The organism is Brevibacillus nitrificans (assembly GCF_003710965.1).
In the GTDB taxonomy this organism is placed as follows: domain Bacteria; phylum Bacillota; class Bacilli; order Brevibacillales; family Brevibacillaceae; genus Brevibacillus; species Brevibacillus centrosporus.
In genome coordinates this window covers 115,781-133,122 of sequence record NZ_RHHU01000015.1, presented here as the reverse complement: position 1 = coordinate 133,122, position 17,342 = coordinate 115,781, and the positions used below count along the sequence as shown (strand labels likewise).

Sequence of the window (17,342 nt, the reverse complement as noted above, 5' to 3'; positions counted from 1 at the left end):
CCCCCTCCTTAGTTGGATCCCGACGTCATCTTTTTGTACACCCACGTACCAAACCAACGTGCGGACACGTTAAAGAGCAGGACCGCAATAATCAGAACGGCAGCAGCACCATCGGCAACATCACGCGCATCTGGCGTCAAACCTTCACTGTTTACTTTCCAAATGTGGACCGCCAAAGTTTCTGCCGGACGGAAAGGATTCAGCGGCGAGGTTGGGCTGTTCAGCGAAAAGTCAGTGAAATTCAAGTTAGGTGAAGACATCCCCGCGGTAAAGAGCAGGGCAGCTGCTTCCCCGAACACGCGGCCGGAAGCAAGGATTGCACCGGTGAGGATTCCTGGGAGCGCTGCTGGCAAAATAACGGATACGATCGTACGCCATTTGGTAATCCCTAAAGCCAGACTCGCTTCCTTTTGGCTGCGAGGTACGTTGCGCAGGGCATCCTCCGTCACGCGAACCAATAGCGGCAAGTTAAACACCGTCAGCGCCAAAGCTCCGGAAAACAGGGTGTAGCCCCAGCCTGTCATGTTTACGAAGACAAGCAAACCAAACAAACCAACAACAATCGACGGAAGCGACGACAATACTTCTATGCTCATCCGGATAAACTGGGTAAACTTGTTATCCGGTGCGTATTCAGCCATATAGATACCTGCTCCGATCCCGATCGGCAGTGCGATCAGCATCGTCAAAACCAGCAGGTACAAGGAATTGAACAACTGTGGTCCAATCCCGCCCCCTGCATTCACAATATCAGGAGGAGACGTGAGGAAATCCAGATTGAGCTTGTGCCAGCCCTGGGTCAAAATAAAACCGAGCAGGCCAATCAGCGTACCGATAATCAAGATCGCAATCAGGGTGAGAATGACCGTAGCTGCACGGTCCATGACTCTTGCTCTCATTTTATTTCACCGCCCTTTTTCTACCGAGAAGTCTGAGGATCATGATGAAGATAAAGGACATCGCGAGAAGCAGCAAAGCCATTGACCAGAGCGCGTTGTTGTAAGGCGTTCCTTGGATCGTATTCCCCATGTTCAGCGTAATTCCACTTGTCAGTGTGCTGATCGGGTCCAGAAGACCTCCCGGGAGCTTTGTCGTGTTACCAATGACCATCTGTACGGCCAGCGCTTCCCCAAAAGCTCGAGCCATCCCCAATACGACCGCAGTCAGGCAGCCAGGCAGGGAGGAATGCAAAACAACATTCCAGATCGTTTGCCAACGAGTAGCTCCCAAAGCCAAGGACGCATTCCGCAAATCCTGTGGTACCGCCTCGATCGCATCAGTCGCTACACTCGTAATCGTAGGAAGAATCATCAATGCCAGTACCAGTCCCCCCGCCAGAAGGCTGAAGCCCAGTACGTCAAACTGTTCTCGAATGAATGGGACAAGCAAGCTCAGCCCCACATAGCCGTAGACAACGGAAGGAATCCCTACCAGAAGCTCGATAACAGGCTTCAGCACCTTTTTACCGAAGTTCGGGAAAATCTCTGTCATGAAAATAGCGGCTCCGATACCCAGTGGAGCAGCGATAATCGCCGCAAGCGTAGTAACCAGGAACGAGCCTAAGATGAACGGGAACACTCCGAATACGGCTGGTTCGCCCTCTGGATCCCATTTTACTTTTGTCAAAAATTCACTGATGCTTACTCCATTTACAAAGAACGTGGAGAGTCCCTTGGAAGCAATGAAATAGGTGATCGACAAGACAACAATGACCAGCAAAGCCGCACATACCATAGCCACGGTCCTACCGGTTACATTCTCCGTAAGCTGGCGTTTGTTGTACGTCAGCATTTTTCTCGCTATCAGAGATTGACGCTCGCTGTCAGACTTTTTGCCATTCACGACCTTTTTATCTACGATGATCGTTGACCCTTCACTACGACGGTTCATAATCTCCCTCCCTAGAAAAACCACTTTAGAAAACTTGGCTCTGCCAAGCTTTGTGGTGGAGCCTTAGTTGCGCTTGAATTGTAAAAATTTTCACTGTACAAGCAAAATGAGGGGTAAGCGCCCCCCCACCCCTCTATTTTGCTTTTTCATGCGGTCATGAAGCTTATTTTTGTGTTACTTTTCCTTCTGCATCACGTTCTACTTTCATGTCAGTGATTGGCAGGAAGCCCAGATCCGTAATGGTTTTCTTTTGTACTTCATCAGACAGGATATACTCGAGGAAAGCTTTTGCATTGCCAGTTGGCTCGCCTTTTGTGTACATGTGCTCATAAGCCCATACTGGATATTTGTTGGTTGCGATGTTTTCTGCGTTTGCTTCAACGCCGTCGAGTTTCAAAGCTTTTACCGTGTCATTGAAGTAGGAGAGTGCCAGGTAGCCGATTGCGCCAGGTGTTTCCGCAATGATTTTGCGAACGGTACCCGAAGAATCCTCGGTGATGCCTTCTGCCTCTTCTTTTCCGTCCATAGCAAACTTGTTGAAGGTCGCACGAGTACCGGAGGATTTCGGACGATTTACCAGGGTGATTTTCATGTCATCCCCGCCAACTTCTTTCCAGTTGGTGATTTTACCTGTGAAGATGTCGATCAGCTGTTGCTTCGTCAAGTTGTCTACTTTCACTTTTGGGCTAACAGCTGCAGCCATACCTACAACTGCCACTTTATGGTCGACCAGCTCGTTTGCTGGAATTCCTGATTTTTCTTCCGCGAAAATGTCGGAGTTACCGATGGTTGCAGCACCGCTTGCCACTTGGCTCAGACCTGTACCGCTGCCCCCGCCTTGTACTTGAATTTGTACACCTTGATTCTTAGCCATATAGTCCTTGGCTGTTTGCTCAACCAAAGGCTGCAAAGCGGTGGAACCGACAGCTGTTACCGGTTCACCGGGAGATGTTGTAGTAGAACCCGAGTTAGCATCCGGTGCTGGTGTAGCTGGTTGTTCTGCAGCCGGTTGTTGTGCTGGAGCTGGTGCTGGTGCAGCATTGTTACTTCCACAGCCTGCGAGCAGCGCGCCCACAAATGTTACTGCCATAAACATTTTGCTGAGTTTTTTCATTGGATGAAAATCCTCCTTAAAGGGATCGGTTTGTTTTTTTCTCTCTTACAAGTACAAACTATACAGGTCGAATGTTGTTGTTTTGTGTTGCGATTGTTAAGCTTTTTTAAAGATGAAGCATTCTTGGACAAATGCGATTTTTACTGGAGGTAGACCGAGTATGAACAAATTTGTCTTGCTGCTTGTCATAATCGGCGCACTCAATTGGGGTATCTTCGGTCTTTTTCAAATCGATCTGTTAGCCACGCTCTTCGGCGGTGCAAGTACACTGCCGAGCCGCATCGTCTACACCCTCATTGGACTGGCGGGGATCTACGCCATCAGGTACTTGGTCGGCGAACGCGAAACTACTTGATCGCCTACGCCCATAACAAAAAGCGGCACAGCCTGATGAAAATGGCTGTGCCGCTTTACTATGCGTCTTCGATTTACTGATCCCTTGTCAGCGGTTCGGAAACATCCACATGACCCATCAAGGAATCCACCTTTTTTCCGTCCTCCAAAATCACGATGCGCTCCACCTCATCGAACTGAAACAAGGCTTGCTTCAAAGCATCGAGTGCCATGGATTCGCCGCTCGAGCCCAGGTTGTACTGGTTCTTGCTGTCCGCATCGATCGTCAAGGTCCCTTTGTCAAACGTAACCGAGTGATAGTGGAAGTCAGACCAGAGCGAGACATGCTCGTCCGGTTTTTGAGGCTTTGCCAGCAACTCGATCGTTTTTTTATACTTCTCGATATCTTCGGCAAAGGAAATTTCCTGCTTCTCCTCTTGCAATTCCATCAAATTATTATCGGAATAGTAAGCGGAAATACTTTGTTTGGTCAGCTTCGGCTCGTTAGTCGTTGGCGTTTGATTCGAGCCGGAGGACTGTTCGGCGCCAGTTGGCTGTGGCGCTGGCTCCGCCTTTTGACCGCAACCTGCGACGAGCGCAGTGGCCAGAACTGCCACCCAAATCATATGACGACGTTTCATCGAAAGCCTCCCTTACTGGTAAGACAAATAATATTCTCGAATAGCTGCTACAAGTGCCTGCGCAATCTTATCCTGGAAGGCAGGGTTGGTCAGCTTCGCATTTTCTGTTGGGTTGGAGAGGAAGCCTGTCTCTGTCAAAACAGCGGGCATCTTCGTATTTTTAATCACGTAATAGCCTGATGCCTTGTACCCCCGGTCTGTAAAACCGGTTGCCCCCTGCAGATGCTTGTGCACGATTTGGGCAAAGGTCTTGCTGTTCGCATTATAGTAGAACGTTTCCGTACCGCCTGCCGTTGCTTTTGGAAACGCATTGGCGTGAATCGACAGAAACAGATCTGCATTATGTTCGTTCGCGATGGCTACACGCTCCGATAGCTCATAAAAAACATCCGTCGTGCGAACAGGAACGACCTGGAACTCCTTATACTGCTTGAGAAGCTCTACGACCTTATTGGAGACGGACAACGTATAATCCTTCTCGTGGTTGCCATATGTTCCTAATGAGCCGGGGTCTTTCCCGCCATGCCCCGCATCGACAACAATCAGGAAGCCCGTTTTTTGCGGCTTCGCTGTCAGCTTCACCTCAAGGCCGTCATCCGTATACGTTACATTATACTGACTCTTCTGGTTCAGCTCAATGACGACCCGAACGGTGTCAGGCGATTGGCTGTACTGACTGTACCGAACGGAGGCGATCAACGGCTTTTCTTCAGGCTCGTCCGAAGCGGCAGCCTGTTCTGACTCGGCAAGCTGCTCAGAATCTTCATCCAATGCTTCATCCTGATCTTCATCCGCGTCTACATCTTCATCTACAGATGCCTCTGTGTCGCGGTCTTCCACTTTTCCTACCGTCACAACTCCATCATCGCTTTGACGGCTCAAATCCTGCAAATCGTCATCGAGCGTCGTTTGTGGCAGGTCGAGTACGATCCGGTTAGGGCCTTCCAGTACAAAGGATTGTGCCCGAATAGGCTTGGACGTACCGATTCGTACCACGTCGCCATCCAGGGACACTTCCGTCATCTGGTTTTGGCGTTTGATCTCCAGTGAATTTTTGTTCTCATTCCAGGCAAAAGAGCCTCCCAGCTCTTTCTCCAGCTGCTCTACAGGAAGGACCAGCTGGTCATCTACGGTTTTTCCGCGCTCAGGTCTTTCCCATCGGAAGCCTTTCAGACCCAGTTGATCAGCAACCGCCTGTGCGGACGCGTATAGCGTGCCGTCCATCTGGTACAGACTGATCGCTTGCTCCGGTTTGTTGCCGTTGATTTCGACTTGTGGGGTTTCATTGGCAATGACCGTGCGAGTGCTGTTGTCCCATCCTACGGTAACTCCCAGTGACTCGCCTACAAAACGCAGGGGCAAGAGCATGCGCTGCTTGGAAATGACGGGTGCCGTATCCAGCTTCACTTGTTTGCCGTTTACTTGCGCCGTTTTGAAGTCGAGAGTGAGGGTGAGTGTTTGGCTTCCCCTCGTAATCGTTGCCTTTCGAGCAGCTGCGTCCCAGTCTACATCCGCACCAAGCCCTTCCGCGATGACTCGGACGGGAACGAGAGTCCGACCGTTTTTAATCTCAGGCGGAACCTCTGGGGAAACAGCTTGTCCACCGATCATGAGGTTGACGGTCTCCTCCCCGGCACTGCTTGCCGCAGCCCACCCTGGGATGCACAGTAAAAGCAGCAGTGAAAGCAGTAGAGGGTACAATCGTCTTTTCATCCTGACCTCCTCCGTGATGTCGTTTGGTTTCGTTGGCTTCAGGAATTGAGCAACGTTCACCATTCTATTAGACGCTACTTGATCTGTAAAGTTTATAGGCTAATGGAACCAAAATCGTCACAAAATGAGAAAGACCGTCTTCACTCGACAGCGAGACAGTCTTCCACGACTCTGTTTCTCCCTTTTCGACAAAGCTTTGGCTTACCAGAACAAACCGCGTCTTTCCCTTCTACTGACCGTTTCCACCTGCTTGTTGCCCGTCAGCATGCTCAGACCACCATTTTGCAAGAATTGCTGGATCATGGACATCACGGCAGGGTTGGAGAGCACCTTGATCGAATCCGCGACTTTCGGATTTTTTAGCTGTGGGAATGTGCTGCTCAGATGCGGCAAAAGAGGAAGCAGATCTTCTAGAGCAAATACGGGCTTCGCTTTTTCCGCTGCCTTCGGAGAAGTGACCGTCCTGCGCGGTCCGAACAGGATACTCCCCCGTCTTTGGCCTGCGCTTGGGCGTGAACTGAGCTTTCCCAGCGTGTTCTTCATTTCCTGTAGCTCTTGTCGCACCTGATTCATCTCACGCATCATTTGCTCGTTGGTGCTGCTGTGCTCACGAGCCAGCTTGTTCATCGTCTCTAGCAGGTGGTTTTGGGAGACGCCGGGCTTCTGTCTTTTTTTCGACTTGACTGCGATAGTCCCACCTCCCTCCCAGTTTTCTAGCCGTTACTTGAAGCGTTTTTTCAGGTTGTTCAGCTCATTTGCATCGAACCCTTTTTTGGACAGCTTGTTCATCAGGCTACCTACATTTTCGGTCCTCGCCATCGAACGGAATTGGGCAACGTAGCGATTCAGCTCTTGGTCCGTAAAATTTTTGCCCGATTTCTTGCCCAGATCACGAATCACTTCCTTCAGGCCAGCATCCGTCTTCAGCTTATCCTTTGGGATGGACTTCACAAAACTGAGCAGTTTTCCAATATCCATAGCGAATCCCCCTTAAATGACAGTTTGTTCCCTTTCACTCTATGTCAGGAGCCTTCTAATGGATTGGTCATCTGTCCATGAATCTGTAAAAAAACCTATAAAAAAAGGAAAGCCCCGCTTGTAGGCAGGGCTTTGTCCTTACGTTTCTTATTGAGTGATGTCAGCGTTTTTGTAGTCGATAGAACCGAGACCATCGATAACAATGCCGGTAACTTTATCGTTTTGTACCCAGGAATCTGTGTAGAAGTAGATTGGCATGATCGGCATATCATCCATCAGGATTTGTTCAGCCTGAGCCAGGATTGCTTTACGCTTCTCTGGATCTTGCTCCAGAGCGGATTGGTTCAAGAGCTCTTTGTACTTCGGATTTTCCCAGTTGGTGTCGTTGTTGCCACCTTTTTTGTCTTTGTACAGCTCCAGGAAGTTGATTGGGTCGTTGAAGTCACCCAGCCAGCCCATACGACCGATTTGGTAGTTGCCTTGGTGCAGGTCTTCCAGGTAAACTTTCCACTCTTTGTTTTCGAGCTTCACGTCTACGCCGAGGTTTTTCTTCCATTGGTCTTGGATAGCTTCTGCGATCTTTTTGTGCGCTTCGGAAGTGTTGTAGGACAGAGTGATCGTAGGCAGCTTGGTGATGCCTTCTTCTTTCATACCTTCTTCCAGCAGCTTTTTCGCTGTTTCCAGATCGTTGTCTTTGAAGTAGCCGTCTGCTTTCAGTGCCATGGATGGTGGTACAGCACCCGTTGCAGGGATTTGGCCGGTTTGCAGTACGTTGTCGATCAGAGATTGACGGTCGATTGCAAAAGTAAACGCTTTACGGATTTTTACGTTGTTGAATGGAGCTTTTTCGGTGTTGAATTTGTACCAGTAAGTACCCGCGATTGGCTGGGTTTTCATCTTACCGGAATCTTTCAGAGCTGGGATCGCATCTGTTGGCAATGCGCTGGTAGGTGCACCTGCCCAGTCGAGTTCGCCGTTGTCAAACATGGAAAGCTCGGTATTCTCGTCCTCTACCATGGAGAATTCGATCTTGTCCATTTTTACGTTGTCTTTATCCCAGTAGTTGTCGTTTTTCGCCAGAACCAGCTTGTTTTTGTGCTCCCAAGCTTCCAGTTTGAAAGGACCGTTACCTACGTGAGTAGCTGCTTCAGCTGCCCATTTTTCGTTGCCTTCCACTACTTTTTGGTTCACTGGGTAGTACGTATAGAAAGCAGTCAGCTCGGTGAAGAATGGAGTTGGGTTTTCCAGGGTAACTTCCAATGTTTTGTCGTCTACCGCTTTTACGCCAACATCTTCAATCTTCGCTTCGCCTTTGTTGAATTTCTCACCATTTTTGATGTAGTACAGCTGGTAAGCATAGTTGGAAGCTGTTTTTGGATCCAGAGCTCGTTTCCATGCGAATTCGAAATCTTTCGCTGTTACAGGATCGCCGTTGCTCCATTTTGAATCACGCAGCTTGAACGTATATGTTTTGCCGTCTTCGGAAACGGTGTAGCTTTCCGCAGCGGCTTCGTGTACTTTACCGTCTCCACCAGCACGAGTCAAACCTTCAAATGCAGCACGAACGATTGTACCGGAAGTGGAATCTTCCGCGATACCAGGGTCAGCTGTAGGTGGCTCGGAGTGCAGGTTGATTTTCAATACTTTAGGACCAGCTGCAGGTGCTTCTGCTGCAGGTGTGCTTCCTTGGTTAGCGTTGTCCGCTGGTTTTGCTTCGTTGCTGCTGCCGCAACCTGCGAGCGCTGCACCAAGTACGAGGATGGAACTCATTGCTACGAAAACATTCTTTTTCATGCCATTTATCCCCCTTTTCTAAATCTTTTATCAATATACATCCTTTTATATTATTTTTAAACATGTTTTAGATTGATTTAATAAATTTTTATTTATTTATAAAGATAGTTAATCAATTATAAAAAATAATTTATCGAAAAAATAAAACGGAAAGAAATTCCTTCTGGAGAAAACCCGTAACAAACACTGATTTCATGCGGTTTTTTAGCTGCATTTCATTTTCGCCAGACCCCTTGCAACTATTTACCACGCTAAGTATTCCTTTATAAAAAATAATCAGCAATATATTCTGTCTACTCTGACCATTTATTGATTGCAAATGGTCGCGACACCAAAAAGTTTAATTGCAAACAAAAAAGAGCATTTTTTGTCCTTTGCTCCCCTTTTATCGTCCATGCGTCCAAGAACATCCGCACCGAAAAACGCACAGACGGCGGCAAAAAGTGCATGGTGTATAATGGAAGCAAAAAGAAACGCGGCTTCCTGCGAAGTCGGTTGCCGCTTTGTGGTACCCTATAACGAAAAATATGAGCTGCTCATGAAAGGTGATGGCTATGGCACGCGTATTATTTATTAACGGAGGCTCCGAGGGGCACATCAATCCAACCCTCGGTGTCGTCCAAGAGCTGATCCGACGCGGCGAAGAGGTGGTTTATTTTACGGCAGAACCCTTTCGCGATCTCGTGGAGCCAACTGGCGCAAAGGTGATCACGTTTGATGTGAGCACATTCATAGAAGCGTTCATCGCCGGAGGGCGAAGCTTCTGGGGTCGAGTAGGTGGCCTTTTGCGTACCGCCGATCTCATCATCCCCAGTGTTCTGGAGCAAACGCGCGAACAGCAGTTTGATTACCTCATTCATGACTCGATGTTCGGATGTGGACGTCTGCTTGCACAAATCCTGAACCTGCCGGCAATCAATTCGTGTACAAGCTTTGCCATGCAGCCAGAGGTCTTTGACGGCATGCGCGAGTCTCTCTCACGCCATGTTTCGGCAGAAGAAAATGAACGTGCGAGACAGGAATTTCTCCAGCTGGTCGATGATGTACAGGCGAAGTACAACGTGCAAGTCGGTTCCCCGTTCGATATATTTTGCAATCCTGCCCCGATGACGATCGTCTACACGGCGAAAGATTTTCAGCCCTATGGCGAGAGCTTCGATGAGTCGTACAAATTTATTGGCCCTTCTCTTGCTTCTCGTCCGCACGAGCCCTTTGATTTCTCTCATGTGGACAGCGATCATCTGATTTACATATCTCTCGGTACTGTGCTCAATCAAGCCGTGGACTTTTACAAGCTCTGTTTTGCAGCATTCAGCGATACCAGGTACACCGTCCTGCTATCCATCGGAAGGCAAACGCAGCTGGAGCAATTGGGAGACATTCCTGCGAATTTTATCGTTCGGGACTATGTACCTCAGCTCGAGGTTCTGCAGCACGCCAAACTGTTTATTACACACGGCGGCATGAACAGCGCAAACGAAGGATTGTACTACGGTGTGCCGCTGATTGTCATTCCCCTTGGCTCCGACCAACCGATTGTAGCTGGGCGCGTGGCTGAAGTAAGTGCAGGAATTCAGCTAGACAAGGAGGACCTCACTGCGGAAAACCTTAGAGAAGCTGCCGATCGCGTGCTTCAGGATGACTCCATTCGAAAAGCCAGCGCAGAAATAGGCAAGTCCTTCCGTGAAGCTGGCGGATATGAGAGAGCCGCCGAGGAGATTTTTGCCTATAAGCGCAGTCTCGGGATCGAGTGAGAAATAACAGCAGAAAAGGATCAGCGGCGCGTCTGGGACTATATTTTCCAAGTCTTGACGCGCCGTTTTTGCGCGCAAAAAAAAGAGAAGAGCCTCTCAGCCCTTCTCTCGCTTGCGCCATGCGCCAATATGCTCTTATTGAATGTCTGCCCATTTCCAGTCGATGAAGCCCAGACCGTCCACAACGACTCCTTTTACATTGTCGTTCTTCACGAAGGAGTGTGTATAGAAGTAGATTGGTGCAGCAGGCATTTCGTCCATGAACAGTGTTTCTGCTTCTGCCAGGATTTGCTTGCGTTTTTCTGGATCTTTTTCCAGAGCGGATTTGTTGAGCAGCTCCTGGTACTTTGGATTTTCCCAGTTGGTGTCGTTGTTTCCGCCTTTTTTGTATTTGAACAGCTCCAGGAAGTTGATTGGGTCATTGAAGTCACCCGTCCAGCTGGAACGTGCGATCTGGAAGTTACCTTGGTGCATGTCGTCCAGGAATACTTTCCACTCTTTGTTCTCCAGCTTCACATCAACACCGAATGCTTTTTTCCATTGGTCTTGGATTGCTTCTGCAATTTTCTTGTGGCCTTCAGAAGTATTGTAGGAAAGAGTCAGGGTAGGCATCTTCGTGATGCCTTCTTCTTTCATCCCTTCTTCCAGCAATTTTTTCGCAGCTTCTACATCATTGTCTTTGAAGTAAGGGTTGGTCGAAACAGCCATTGTCGGCGGTACGATACCCATAGCTGGTTGTTGGTTTGCTTGCGTTACGTTGTCAATGATCGTTTGACGGTTGATCGCGTAAGCAAATGCTTTACGGATTTTAGCGTTATTGAACGGTGCTTTTTCCGTATTGAATTTGTACATATACGTACCGGCAATCGGAACAGTTTGCATTTTACCGGAATCTTTCAGAGCCGGAATCGCATCAGTAGGAAGTGCGCTCAGTGGAGCACCTGCCCAATCCAGATCACCGTTGTCGAACATGGACAGCTCTGTATTTTCATCCTCTACCATCGAGAAATCGATCTTGTCCAGTTTTACTGTATCTTTATCCCAGTAGTTTTCGTTTTTCACGAGAACCACTTTGCTTTTATGCTCCCACGTTTCCATTTTGAATGGTCCGTTGGCTACGTGTGTTTTTGCTTCGCCAGCCCAGTTTGGAGTGGATTCCACTACTTTTTGGTTCACTGGGTAGTAAGTGTAGAAGGCAGTCAGCTCGAGGAAAAATGGCGTTGGGTTTTTCAGCTTCACTTCCAACGTTTTTTCGTCTACTGCTTTTACGCCTACATCGTCTGCTTTTGCTTTGCCCAGGTTGTATTCCTCAGCATTTTTCAGATAGTAGAGCTGGTACGCGTAGTTGGATGCTGTTTTCGGATCCAGAGCGCGTTTCCAGGCAAATTCAAAGTCTTTTGCAGTGACAGGATCGCCATTGCTCCATTTGGAATCACGCAGGTGGAAGGTGTAGGTCAGGCCATCTTCGGATACGTCGATTTTTTCAGCAACGGATTCGTGTGGTTTTCCATCTTCACCAATGCGAGTCAGACCGTCAAAAGTCGCGCGCAGCAGTGCGCCGGAAGTAGAATCCTCCGCCAGTGCTGGGTCCGCTGTAGGTGGTTCACTGTGCAGGTTCATACGCAGTACTTTTGGACCTGTTTTTTCTTCATTGGCAGCTTGTCCGCCTTGTTCGCCGGCTTTGTTATCTCCGCCGCCACAACCAGCCAAAGCTGCACTCAATACGAGAATCGAGCTCATTGCTGCGAATACACTTTTATTCATAGTTTTTTGACCCCCTCTAATGTACGTAAAAAAACCTCAACTGAGGCATGCTCAAAGGTGAGCGACCGCATCCTGCGTTTCGAAAGCGGTTTCGCTTTAGAGTTCCTACGCGGTAAAACCAGAAGAAAAATTCGGGCGACCGCAAGCTACAGAAACAATATACAATATTTTTAGTCATATTAAATTGAATTTAACTTTGTTTAATTAAGTTTTATTCGATCATCAAATTATGTAAAGGGAAATAAATCATGCCTTTGCCATTTTCAGTATCCCTCCAAGCAAAAAATCTATGCAAACCGCTCACCTTGCTCTAAACTAACAGTAATGCATTTGGAAAGTATTGGTTGGTTGCCGGGAAGGAGTGACAGCATGGGCCATCGGCAAAAGCCGGAAATTTTCATCGGTTCCTCCGTAGAAGGTCTCCCCGTCGCTTACGAAATTCAAAACGCACTGGAGCACGATGCCGACTGTATCGTATGGCCGCAGGGAATATTCGAGCCAGGCAGTGTCACGTTGCACGATCTCATCGGCATGACCAGACAAGTGGATTTCGCCATCTTTGTCTTTACACCCGACGACCTGACACGCTATCGGAATCAGGACGTAAAAACCGTACGCGATAACGTTCTGTTTGAATTTGGTCTCTTTACAGGAAAGCTAGGGATAGAGCGCGTCTTTTTCATGACCCCTCGCCAGGTCCCTGACATGCATTTGCCAACCGACCTACTCGGGATCACTCCTGTCACCTATGAACACACGAAAGATCTGAAGCTTTTCCCAGCGAAAATCGGTTCGGCGTGCCATCTCATTCGCCGTCAGCTGAAAAAGCTGGGCCCGATCCAGCAGGGTGTGTCGGAAAAAGAACGCGAGCGATACGTACTGCCCTTGGAATCTCATGCCCGCTTCATGCTATCGGCGATTGAGTCCAGCGAGCGGATGATCCCCCGGATTCATTCGGTACTGGGTGCGCTCCACAATGAATTTAGTCCCCTCGCTGATTTTCGTGTAAAGGGGACAACCCTGTTCCAGCTGACTGAGGACGGAAAAGCTCTCGTGCAAATTGGCTGCTCGGGCGCCATAAAAGATCATGCAAAAACGTACCTTTTGGAATACAATGGTAGTAACCCACAAGATCGCAGTTATGTTGTAGACTCATTCTTAAGCAATCAAAAAGTGATTTCGTACACCGGAAAAAAGTACGGACATGAAAAAGAGCTGATCCTCAGCTTTACAGTTGCGAAAATTTTCGTCTTTACCATTCACCTGCTGGCCAAAGACATCTCGCTTGCGCTACCTGAGCTCGCTGAAGAGCTGATTCGCATCAATGAAGATCTCTTTTATTACTTTGAAACCATTCTCGAAAGGGGAACCCTGCCATGAACTCTCGAAAAGCGCATGCACACATGACAGTAGCCGGCCGAGTCAGACCCGTTTCCAGACACGTCTCTCGCCAAGTATGGCGCTCGCTTTTGGCACAGCGCGCGAGAAAAGTTCACGGACAAATTCCTCCTCTGCAAGGTGTGATTTATCACAATGGACCTTCTGTGCTGGACCCGGAGGAGGGCATCGTGGTCATCGCGACGAAGGAAGCTGGTTTCAAGCGCCCCCGCTACATCGGTTAACGATTTTGCCCACCAAAAACAAAGCAAGGCCTTCCCCAGGAGATTTGCTCCTTCAGGAAAGCCCTGCTTTTTTTATTTTCTCTGCCTCGCCTATGTGCTTGGCGCAGTCAGATTTTCGCGTTGTTGTCGATACTCCTCAGGCGACATCCCCACGACAGTTTTGAAGTCGCGAATGAAGTGCGAGTGATCGTAATACCCCAGCTCCGTTGAAAGATCCAGCCAATCGGCTATTTCTCCCTGATCAATGCGCAGTGCTGCTTCGTGCAGCCGATATCGCTTGATGACAGATTTGGGACTCACCCCTACATATCGATCAAACAGTCGTTGCAAAGCACGCTTATTCATTCCCGTTACCCGAACGGCATCCTCTACCCTGATCACGCTCCGGTCATCTCGAAAGGCCATGACCATCTCGTGAACGAGGGAGACATTCGGATCTTTTTCTGGCAGGCGTTCCGACAAAAATGCTTCTGCCCGGCTCACCATAGCCTGATCATCGGGCGCGGATAAAACAGTTCGCTCCCAGCTCCTGCAATCGCTCCCAAAGACGTCCTCCAATGAGGCAGAACGATCAGTCAGGCTCGACACCGGGGCACCCAGAAACGGATAAAAGCCGCCGGGCTTGAATTTGATGCCGATCACCCATCCATGATCCTGCACCACACGTACCGACGTTGACTTTCCTACGCCATAGATGCGCGTACTGCTCTCCTCGAATACCAAATTGACGTTCGGGTGTGCAATCACCGTCTGGTGGTACGGTTCCTTCCCCCGTAAATCCCAACGGACAATCCAGTAATGCTGGACGAAATACTCCGTCTCCGCTGAAGGGGCATACCTCATGAGAGAAAATGTAGAGTCATTACCAGCCAAATGAAGGACACCTTTTGGCAAGTCATTTACGGCTTCATTCAATGGGAGCACCTCCTGGCGACGTATTTTCCAAAACATTCTGCCTTCCTTAAGAATAGTCCTTGGCAGAAACGATGACAATTCTGTTTTGAAAACCGCACAAGAGGTGCTCCGCTCAGCGTCCCGTAATCATGTCTTTACGGCAGCATTTCTGCCCACTTCAAATCGATGAAGCCGAGTCCATCTACCTGCACGCCTTTCACTTTCTCGCTTTGTACCCATACGTCTACGTCTGTGAAAAGAGGAATCAATGGCATCTCATCCATGAAAATCTGCTCCGCCTCAGCGAACAGCTTGGTGCGCTCTGCCGGATCTTTTGCGACCGCCGATTGCTGCAGCAGCTGTTTGTATTTCTCGTTTTCCCAGCCGGTATCGTTGTTGCCCGTATTTTGGTCGCGGAACATTTCCATGTAGTTGATTGGGTCGTTAAAGTCAGCATTCCAACCGATTCGCCCGATATCGTAGTTCAGCTCGTGCATATCCTGCAGGTGTACCTTGAACTCTTTGTTTGCCAGCTTCACATCAATCCCCAGGCCCTTTTTCCACTGATCCTGCAAGGCTTCCGCGATCTTCTTGTGGCGATCGGTCGTGTTGTACGAAAGTGTGATCGGAGGGAGCGAGGTCAGCCCCAGCTCTTGCAGTCCCTCTGCCAGCAGCTGCTTTGCCGTCTCGACGTCATTGTCCTTGAAGTAGCCGTCTTTTTTGATGATCATCGATTGCGGCAGCATGCCCATCGTCGGCACTTGCCCGACCTGCGTGATGTTATCGACGATCTCCTGGCGGTTCACAGCATAGGATAGCGCCTTGCGAATCTTGGCGTTGTTCAGCGGCGGCTTCGTCGTATTCAGCTTAAACCAGTACATGGTCGCTTTTGGATGTACCACCAGCTTGCCGGATTCCTTCAAAGACGGAATGGCATCGGTAGGCAGTCCCCCGAGCGGTTGACCCGCCCAATCGAGCTCTCCATTTTCAAACATGGACAGGGCCGTGCTGTCATCCTCGATCATCGCGAATTCAATTTTGCTCAGCTTCACGACGTCCTTTTCCCAGTAATTTTCGTTTTTCTCCAGGACGATCTTGCTCTTGTGCTCCCAGCTCGTCATTTTGAAAGGTCCATTCCCCACATGCGTCGCTGCTTCATTCGCCCAGTTCGGATTGGCTTCTACTACCTTCTTGTCAACCGGATAGTAGGTGTAGAATGCCGTCAGCTCGAGGAAAAAGGGAGTCGGATTCTCGAGCGTGACCTCCAGCGTCTTGTCATCCAGTGCCTTCACGCCCAATTCCTCTGGCTTCGCTTTTGCGGTATGCACTTTTTCCGCATTCTTGATGTAGTACAGCTGATAGGCGTATTCCGCCCCCAGCTTCGGATCCAGCACGCGCTTCCAAGCGAATTCAAAATCGTGTGCCGTCACCGGGTCCCCATTGCTCCATTTCGCATCCCGGATGGTGAATGTATAGACGCGGTTGTCTTCCGATACCTTGATGTCAGACGCCATAGATTTCATCGGCTTTGAATCTTTGTCCAGACGCGTCAGTCCGTCAAATGTGGCACGCACGACCGCACCTGAAGTCGCATCCTTTGCCAAACCGGGGTCAGCAGTGGAAGGCTCACTCGTCAGATTCGCGCGGAAAACTTGCGATGCCGGATCTGCTGTCGGTGCCGCGGGTGCCCCCGACTCCTGCTGGGATGGTTGAACAGCAGACGGCTGCGCTCCTCCAGAACAGCCAGCTACCAACGTCCCGACAAGCAAAAGCAGACCAGCCAGCTTATGCATTTTCTTTTTCATGTGAATGTTCCCCCTTCTCTAACAATTTCCTAATTCCACCAAAATATACTTTACTGACGGAGGATTTGAGAATGGGGTTTGGAAAGATTTCATTTAATTTTATGAATATTTATACAATTATCAAAAAAGATAAACCCAACCAGTCACGTGGGACCAATTGGGCTTTTGTTTATCCTTCAATTAAAGCATTCTTTAAAATGCTGGTACGATCGCACCTTTGTACTTCTCTTCGATGAACTGCTTCACTTCAGGAGAGTTCAGTTCTTTCGCCAGCTTTTGCATCGCTTCGGAATCCTTGTTGTCAGGACGAGCTACCAGGTAGTTCGCGTATGGAGATTCTTTGTCTTCCAGAATCAGAGAGTCAGTCGTTGGAACCAGTTTTGCTTCCAACGCGTAGTTGGTGTTGATCAGCGCCAGGTCTACTTCTTCCAGTACACGTGGCAGCATAGCAGCTTCTACTTCTTTGAACTTCAGGTTTTTCTTGTTTTCTACGATGTCTTTTACAGTACCGCTGATCCCTACGCCCTCTTTCAGCTTGATCACGCCGTTTTTCTCCAGAAGAGCCAGCGCGCGGCCGTTATTGGTTGGGTCGTTTGGCAGAGCGATTGTTGCGCCATCAGCCAATTCGTCGATTTTCTTGATCTTTTTGGAGTAGCCGCCGAATGGCTCGATATGAACCGCTACTACCGGTTGGAGATCCATTCCTTGGTCTTTATTGAACTGTTCCAGGTAAGGCTTATGCTGGAAGAAGTTTGCGTCCAGTTGTTTTTCGTTTACTTGCATGTTTGGTTGCACGTAATCGGTAAATTCCTTGATTTCCAGGTTTACACCTTGGTCTTTCAGTTTTGGTTGGATGTATTTCAGGATTTCCGCATGTGGAACTGGAGTTGCTCCGATGTTCAAGGTTACTTCTTGTCCACCTTGGGAACCTTGTGCGCCACCTTCAGCCGGTGCTGGAGTTGCTTCTGGTTTGCTTCCGCAAGCTGCCAGAGAGAATGCCAATACAGTAGACAGTACGGATACTACTAATTTCTTCACGG

General features: G+C 49.0%; 16 protein-coding genes. 4 read left to right on the top strand and 12 right to left on the bottom strand.

Translation table 11 applies throughout. From position 1 onward, the window contains the following. Positions 1 to 8: 8 nt before the first annotated feature. The 3 genes from pstA to EDM59_RS22710 form a co-directional block, all read right to left on the bottom strand. Positions 9 to 899 carry a phosphate ABC transporter permease PstA gene (gene pstA / locus EDM59_RS22720; RefSeq protein WP_122925708.1) on the bottom strand — a complete coding sequence of 297 codons (891 nt, stop codon included), beginning with the start codon at positions 897 to 899 and terminating at the stop codon, positions 9 to 11. Position 900: 1 nt separating this feature from the next. Next, positions 901 to 1,791, bottom strand: a complete 891-nt coding sequence (pstC, locus tag EDM59_RS22715; RefSeq protein ID WP_122925754.1) for a phosphate ABC transporter permease subunit PstC — start codon at positions 1,789 to 1,791, stop codon at positions 901 to 903. A gap of 262 nt (positions 1,792 to 2,053) precedes the next feature. Further along, positions 2,054 to 3,004: a phosphate ABC transporter substrate-binding protein gene (locus tag EDM59_RS22710; RefSeq protein ID WP_122925707.1), complete on the bottom strand. Its 951-nt coding sequence runs from the start codon at positions 3,002 to 3,004 to the stop codon at positions 2,054 to 2,056. Positions 3,005 to 3,164: 160 nt separating this feature from the next. On the opposite strand from EDM59_RS22710, the gene EDM59_RS22705 reads away from it, so the two are divergent. Further along, a complete protein-coding gene (locus tag EDM59_RS22705; RefSeq protein ID WP_122925706.1) occupies positions 3,165 to 3,359 on the top strand; it encodes a DUF378 domain-containing protein in 195 nt (64 codons plus the stop codon). 73 nt (positions 3,360 to 3,432) lie between these two features. Here the strand turns inward: EDM59_RS22705 and EDM59_RS22700 are convergent, their stop codons facing one another. The 5 genes from EDM59_RS22700 to EDM59_RS22680 form a co-directional block, all read right to left on the bottom strand. Continuing rightward, a complete protein-coding gene (locus tag EDM59_RS22700; protein ID WP_122925705.1) occupies positions 3,433 to 3,978 on the bottom strand; it encodes a GerMN domain-containing protein in 546 nt (181 codons plus the stop codon). Between the two features lie 12 nt (positions 3,979 to 3,990). After that, the gene (locus tag EDM59_RS22695; RefSeq protein WP_122925704.1) at positions 3,991 to 5,691 is read right to left on the bottom strand and encodes an N-acetylmuramoyl-L-alanine amidase family protein; all 1,701 of its coding nucleotides are present in this window, start codon (positions 5,689 to 5,691) and stop codon (positions 3,991 to 3,993) included. A gap of 201 nt (positions 5,692 to 5,892) precedes the next feature. After that, a complete protein-coding gene (locus EDM59_RS22690) occupies positions 5,893 to 6,318 on the bottom strand; it encodes a hypothetical protein (protein ID WP_122925703.1) in 426 nt (141 codons plus the stop codon). Between the two features lie 93 nt (positions 6,319 to 6,411). Further along, a complete protein-coding gene (locus EDM59_RS22685) occupies positions 6,412 to 6,669 on the bottom strand; it encodes a hypothetical protein (RefSeq protein ID WP_122925702.1) in 258 nt (85 codons plus the stop codon). A gap of 147 nt (positions 6,670 to 6,816) precedes the next feature. Next, a complete protein-coding gene (locus EDM59_RS22680; protein WP_122925701.1) occupies positions 6,817 to 8,463 on the bottom strand; it encodes a peptide ABC transporter substrate-binding protein in 1,647 nt (548 codons plus the stop codon). A gap of 554 nt (positions 8,464 to 9,017) precedes the next feature. Between EDM59_RS22680 and EDM59_RS22675 the strand changes: the two genes are divergently transcribed. Next, complete coding sequence (locus EDM59_RS22675) at positions 9,018 to 10,217, top strand: macrolide family glycosyltransferase (protein ID WP_122925700.1); 1,200 nt, start codon at positions 9,018 to 9,020, stop codon at positions 10,215 to 10,217. Between the two features lie 135 nt (positions 10,218 to 10,352). Here EDM59_RS22675 and EDM59_RS22670 read toward each other — a convergent pair whose 3' ends face one another. Continuing rightward, positions 10,353 to 11,981: a peptide ABC transporter substrate-binding protein gene (locus tag EDM59_RS22670; RefSeq protein ID WP_122925699.1), complete on the bottom strand. Its 1,629-nt coding sequence runs from the start codon at positions 11,979 to 11,981 to the stop codon at positions 10,353 to 10,355. Between the two features lie 369 nt (positions 11,982 to 12,350). Between EDM59_RS22670 and EDM59_RS22665 the strand changes: the two genes are divergently transcribed. Together EDM59_RS22665 and EDM59_RS22660 are read left to right on the top strand one after the other, a co-directional pair. Continuing rightward, a complete protein-coding gene (locus EDM59_RS22665) occupies positions 12,351 to 13,361 on the top strand; it encodes a TIR domain-containing protein (RefSeq protein WP_183193006.1) in 1,011 nt (336 codons plus the stop codon). After that, positions 13,358 to 13,603 carry a hypothetical protein gene (locus tag EDM59_RS22660; protein ID WP_092270847.1) on the top strand — a complete coding sequence of 82 codons (246 nt, stop codon included), beginning with the start codon at positions 13,358 to 13,360 and terminating at the stop codon, positions 13,601 to 13,603. Before EDM59_RS22665 ends, EDM59_RS22660 begins: the two co-directional genes overlap by 4 nt. A gap of 90 nt (positions 13,604 to 13,693) precedes the next feature. Here EDM59_RS22660 and EDM59_RS22655 read toward each other — a convergent pair whose 3' ends face one another. The 3 genes from EDM59_RS22655 to EDM59_RS22645 form a co-directional block, all read right to left on the bottom strand. After that, positions 13,694 to 14,518, bottom strand: coding sequence for a helix-turn-helix domain-containing protein (locus EDM59_RS22655; protein WP_122925697.1), 825 nt, complete (start codon positions 14,516 to 14,518; stop codon positions 13,694 to 13,696). A 134-nt stretch (positions 14,519 to 14,652) separates the two neighbouring features. Then, on the bottom strand, positions 14,653 to 16,302 hold the full coding sequence (locus tag EDM59_RS22650; RefSeq protein ID WP_122925696.1) for a peptide ABC transporter substrate-binding protein: 1,650 nt from the start codon (positions 16,300 to 16,302) through the stop codon (positions 14,653 to 14,655). A gap of 192 nt (positions 16,303 to 16,494) precedes the next feature. Beyond that, positions 16,495 to 17,340 carry a MetQ/NlpA family ABC transporter substrate-binding protein gene (locus tag EDM59_RS22645; RefSeq protein ID WP_122925695.1) on the bottom strand — a complete coding sequence of 282 codons (846 nt, stop codon included), beginning with the start codon at positions 17,338 to 17,340 and terminating at the stop codon, positions 16,495 to 16,497. Positions 17,341 to 17,342 lie beyond the last annotated feature (2 nt).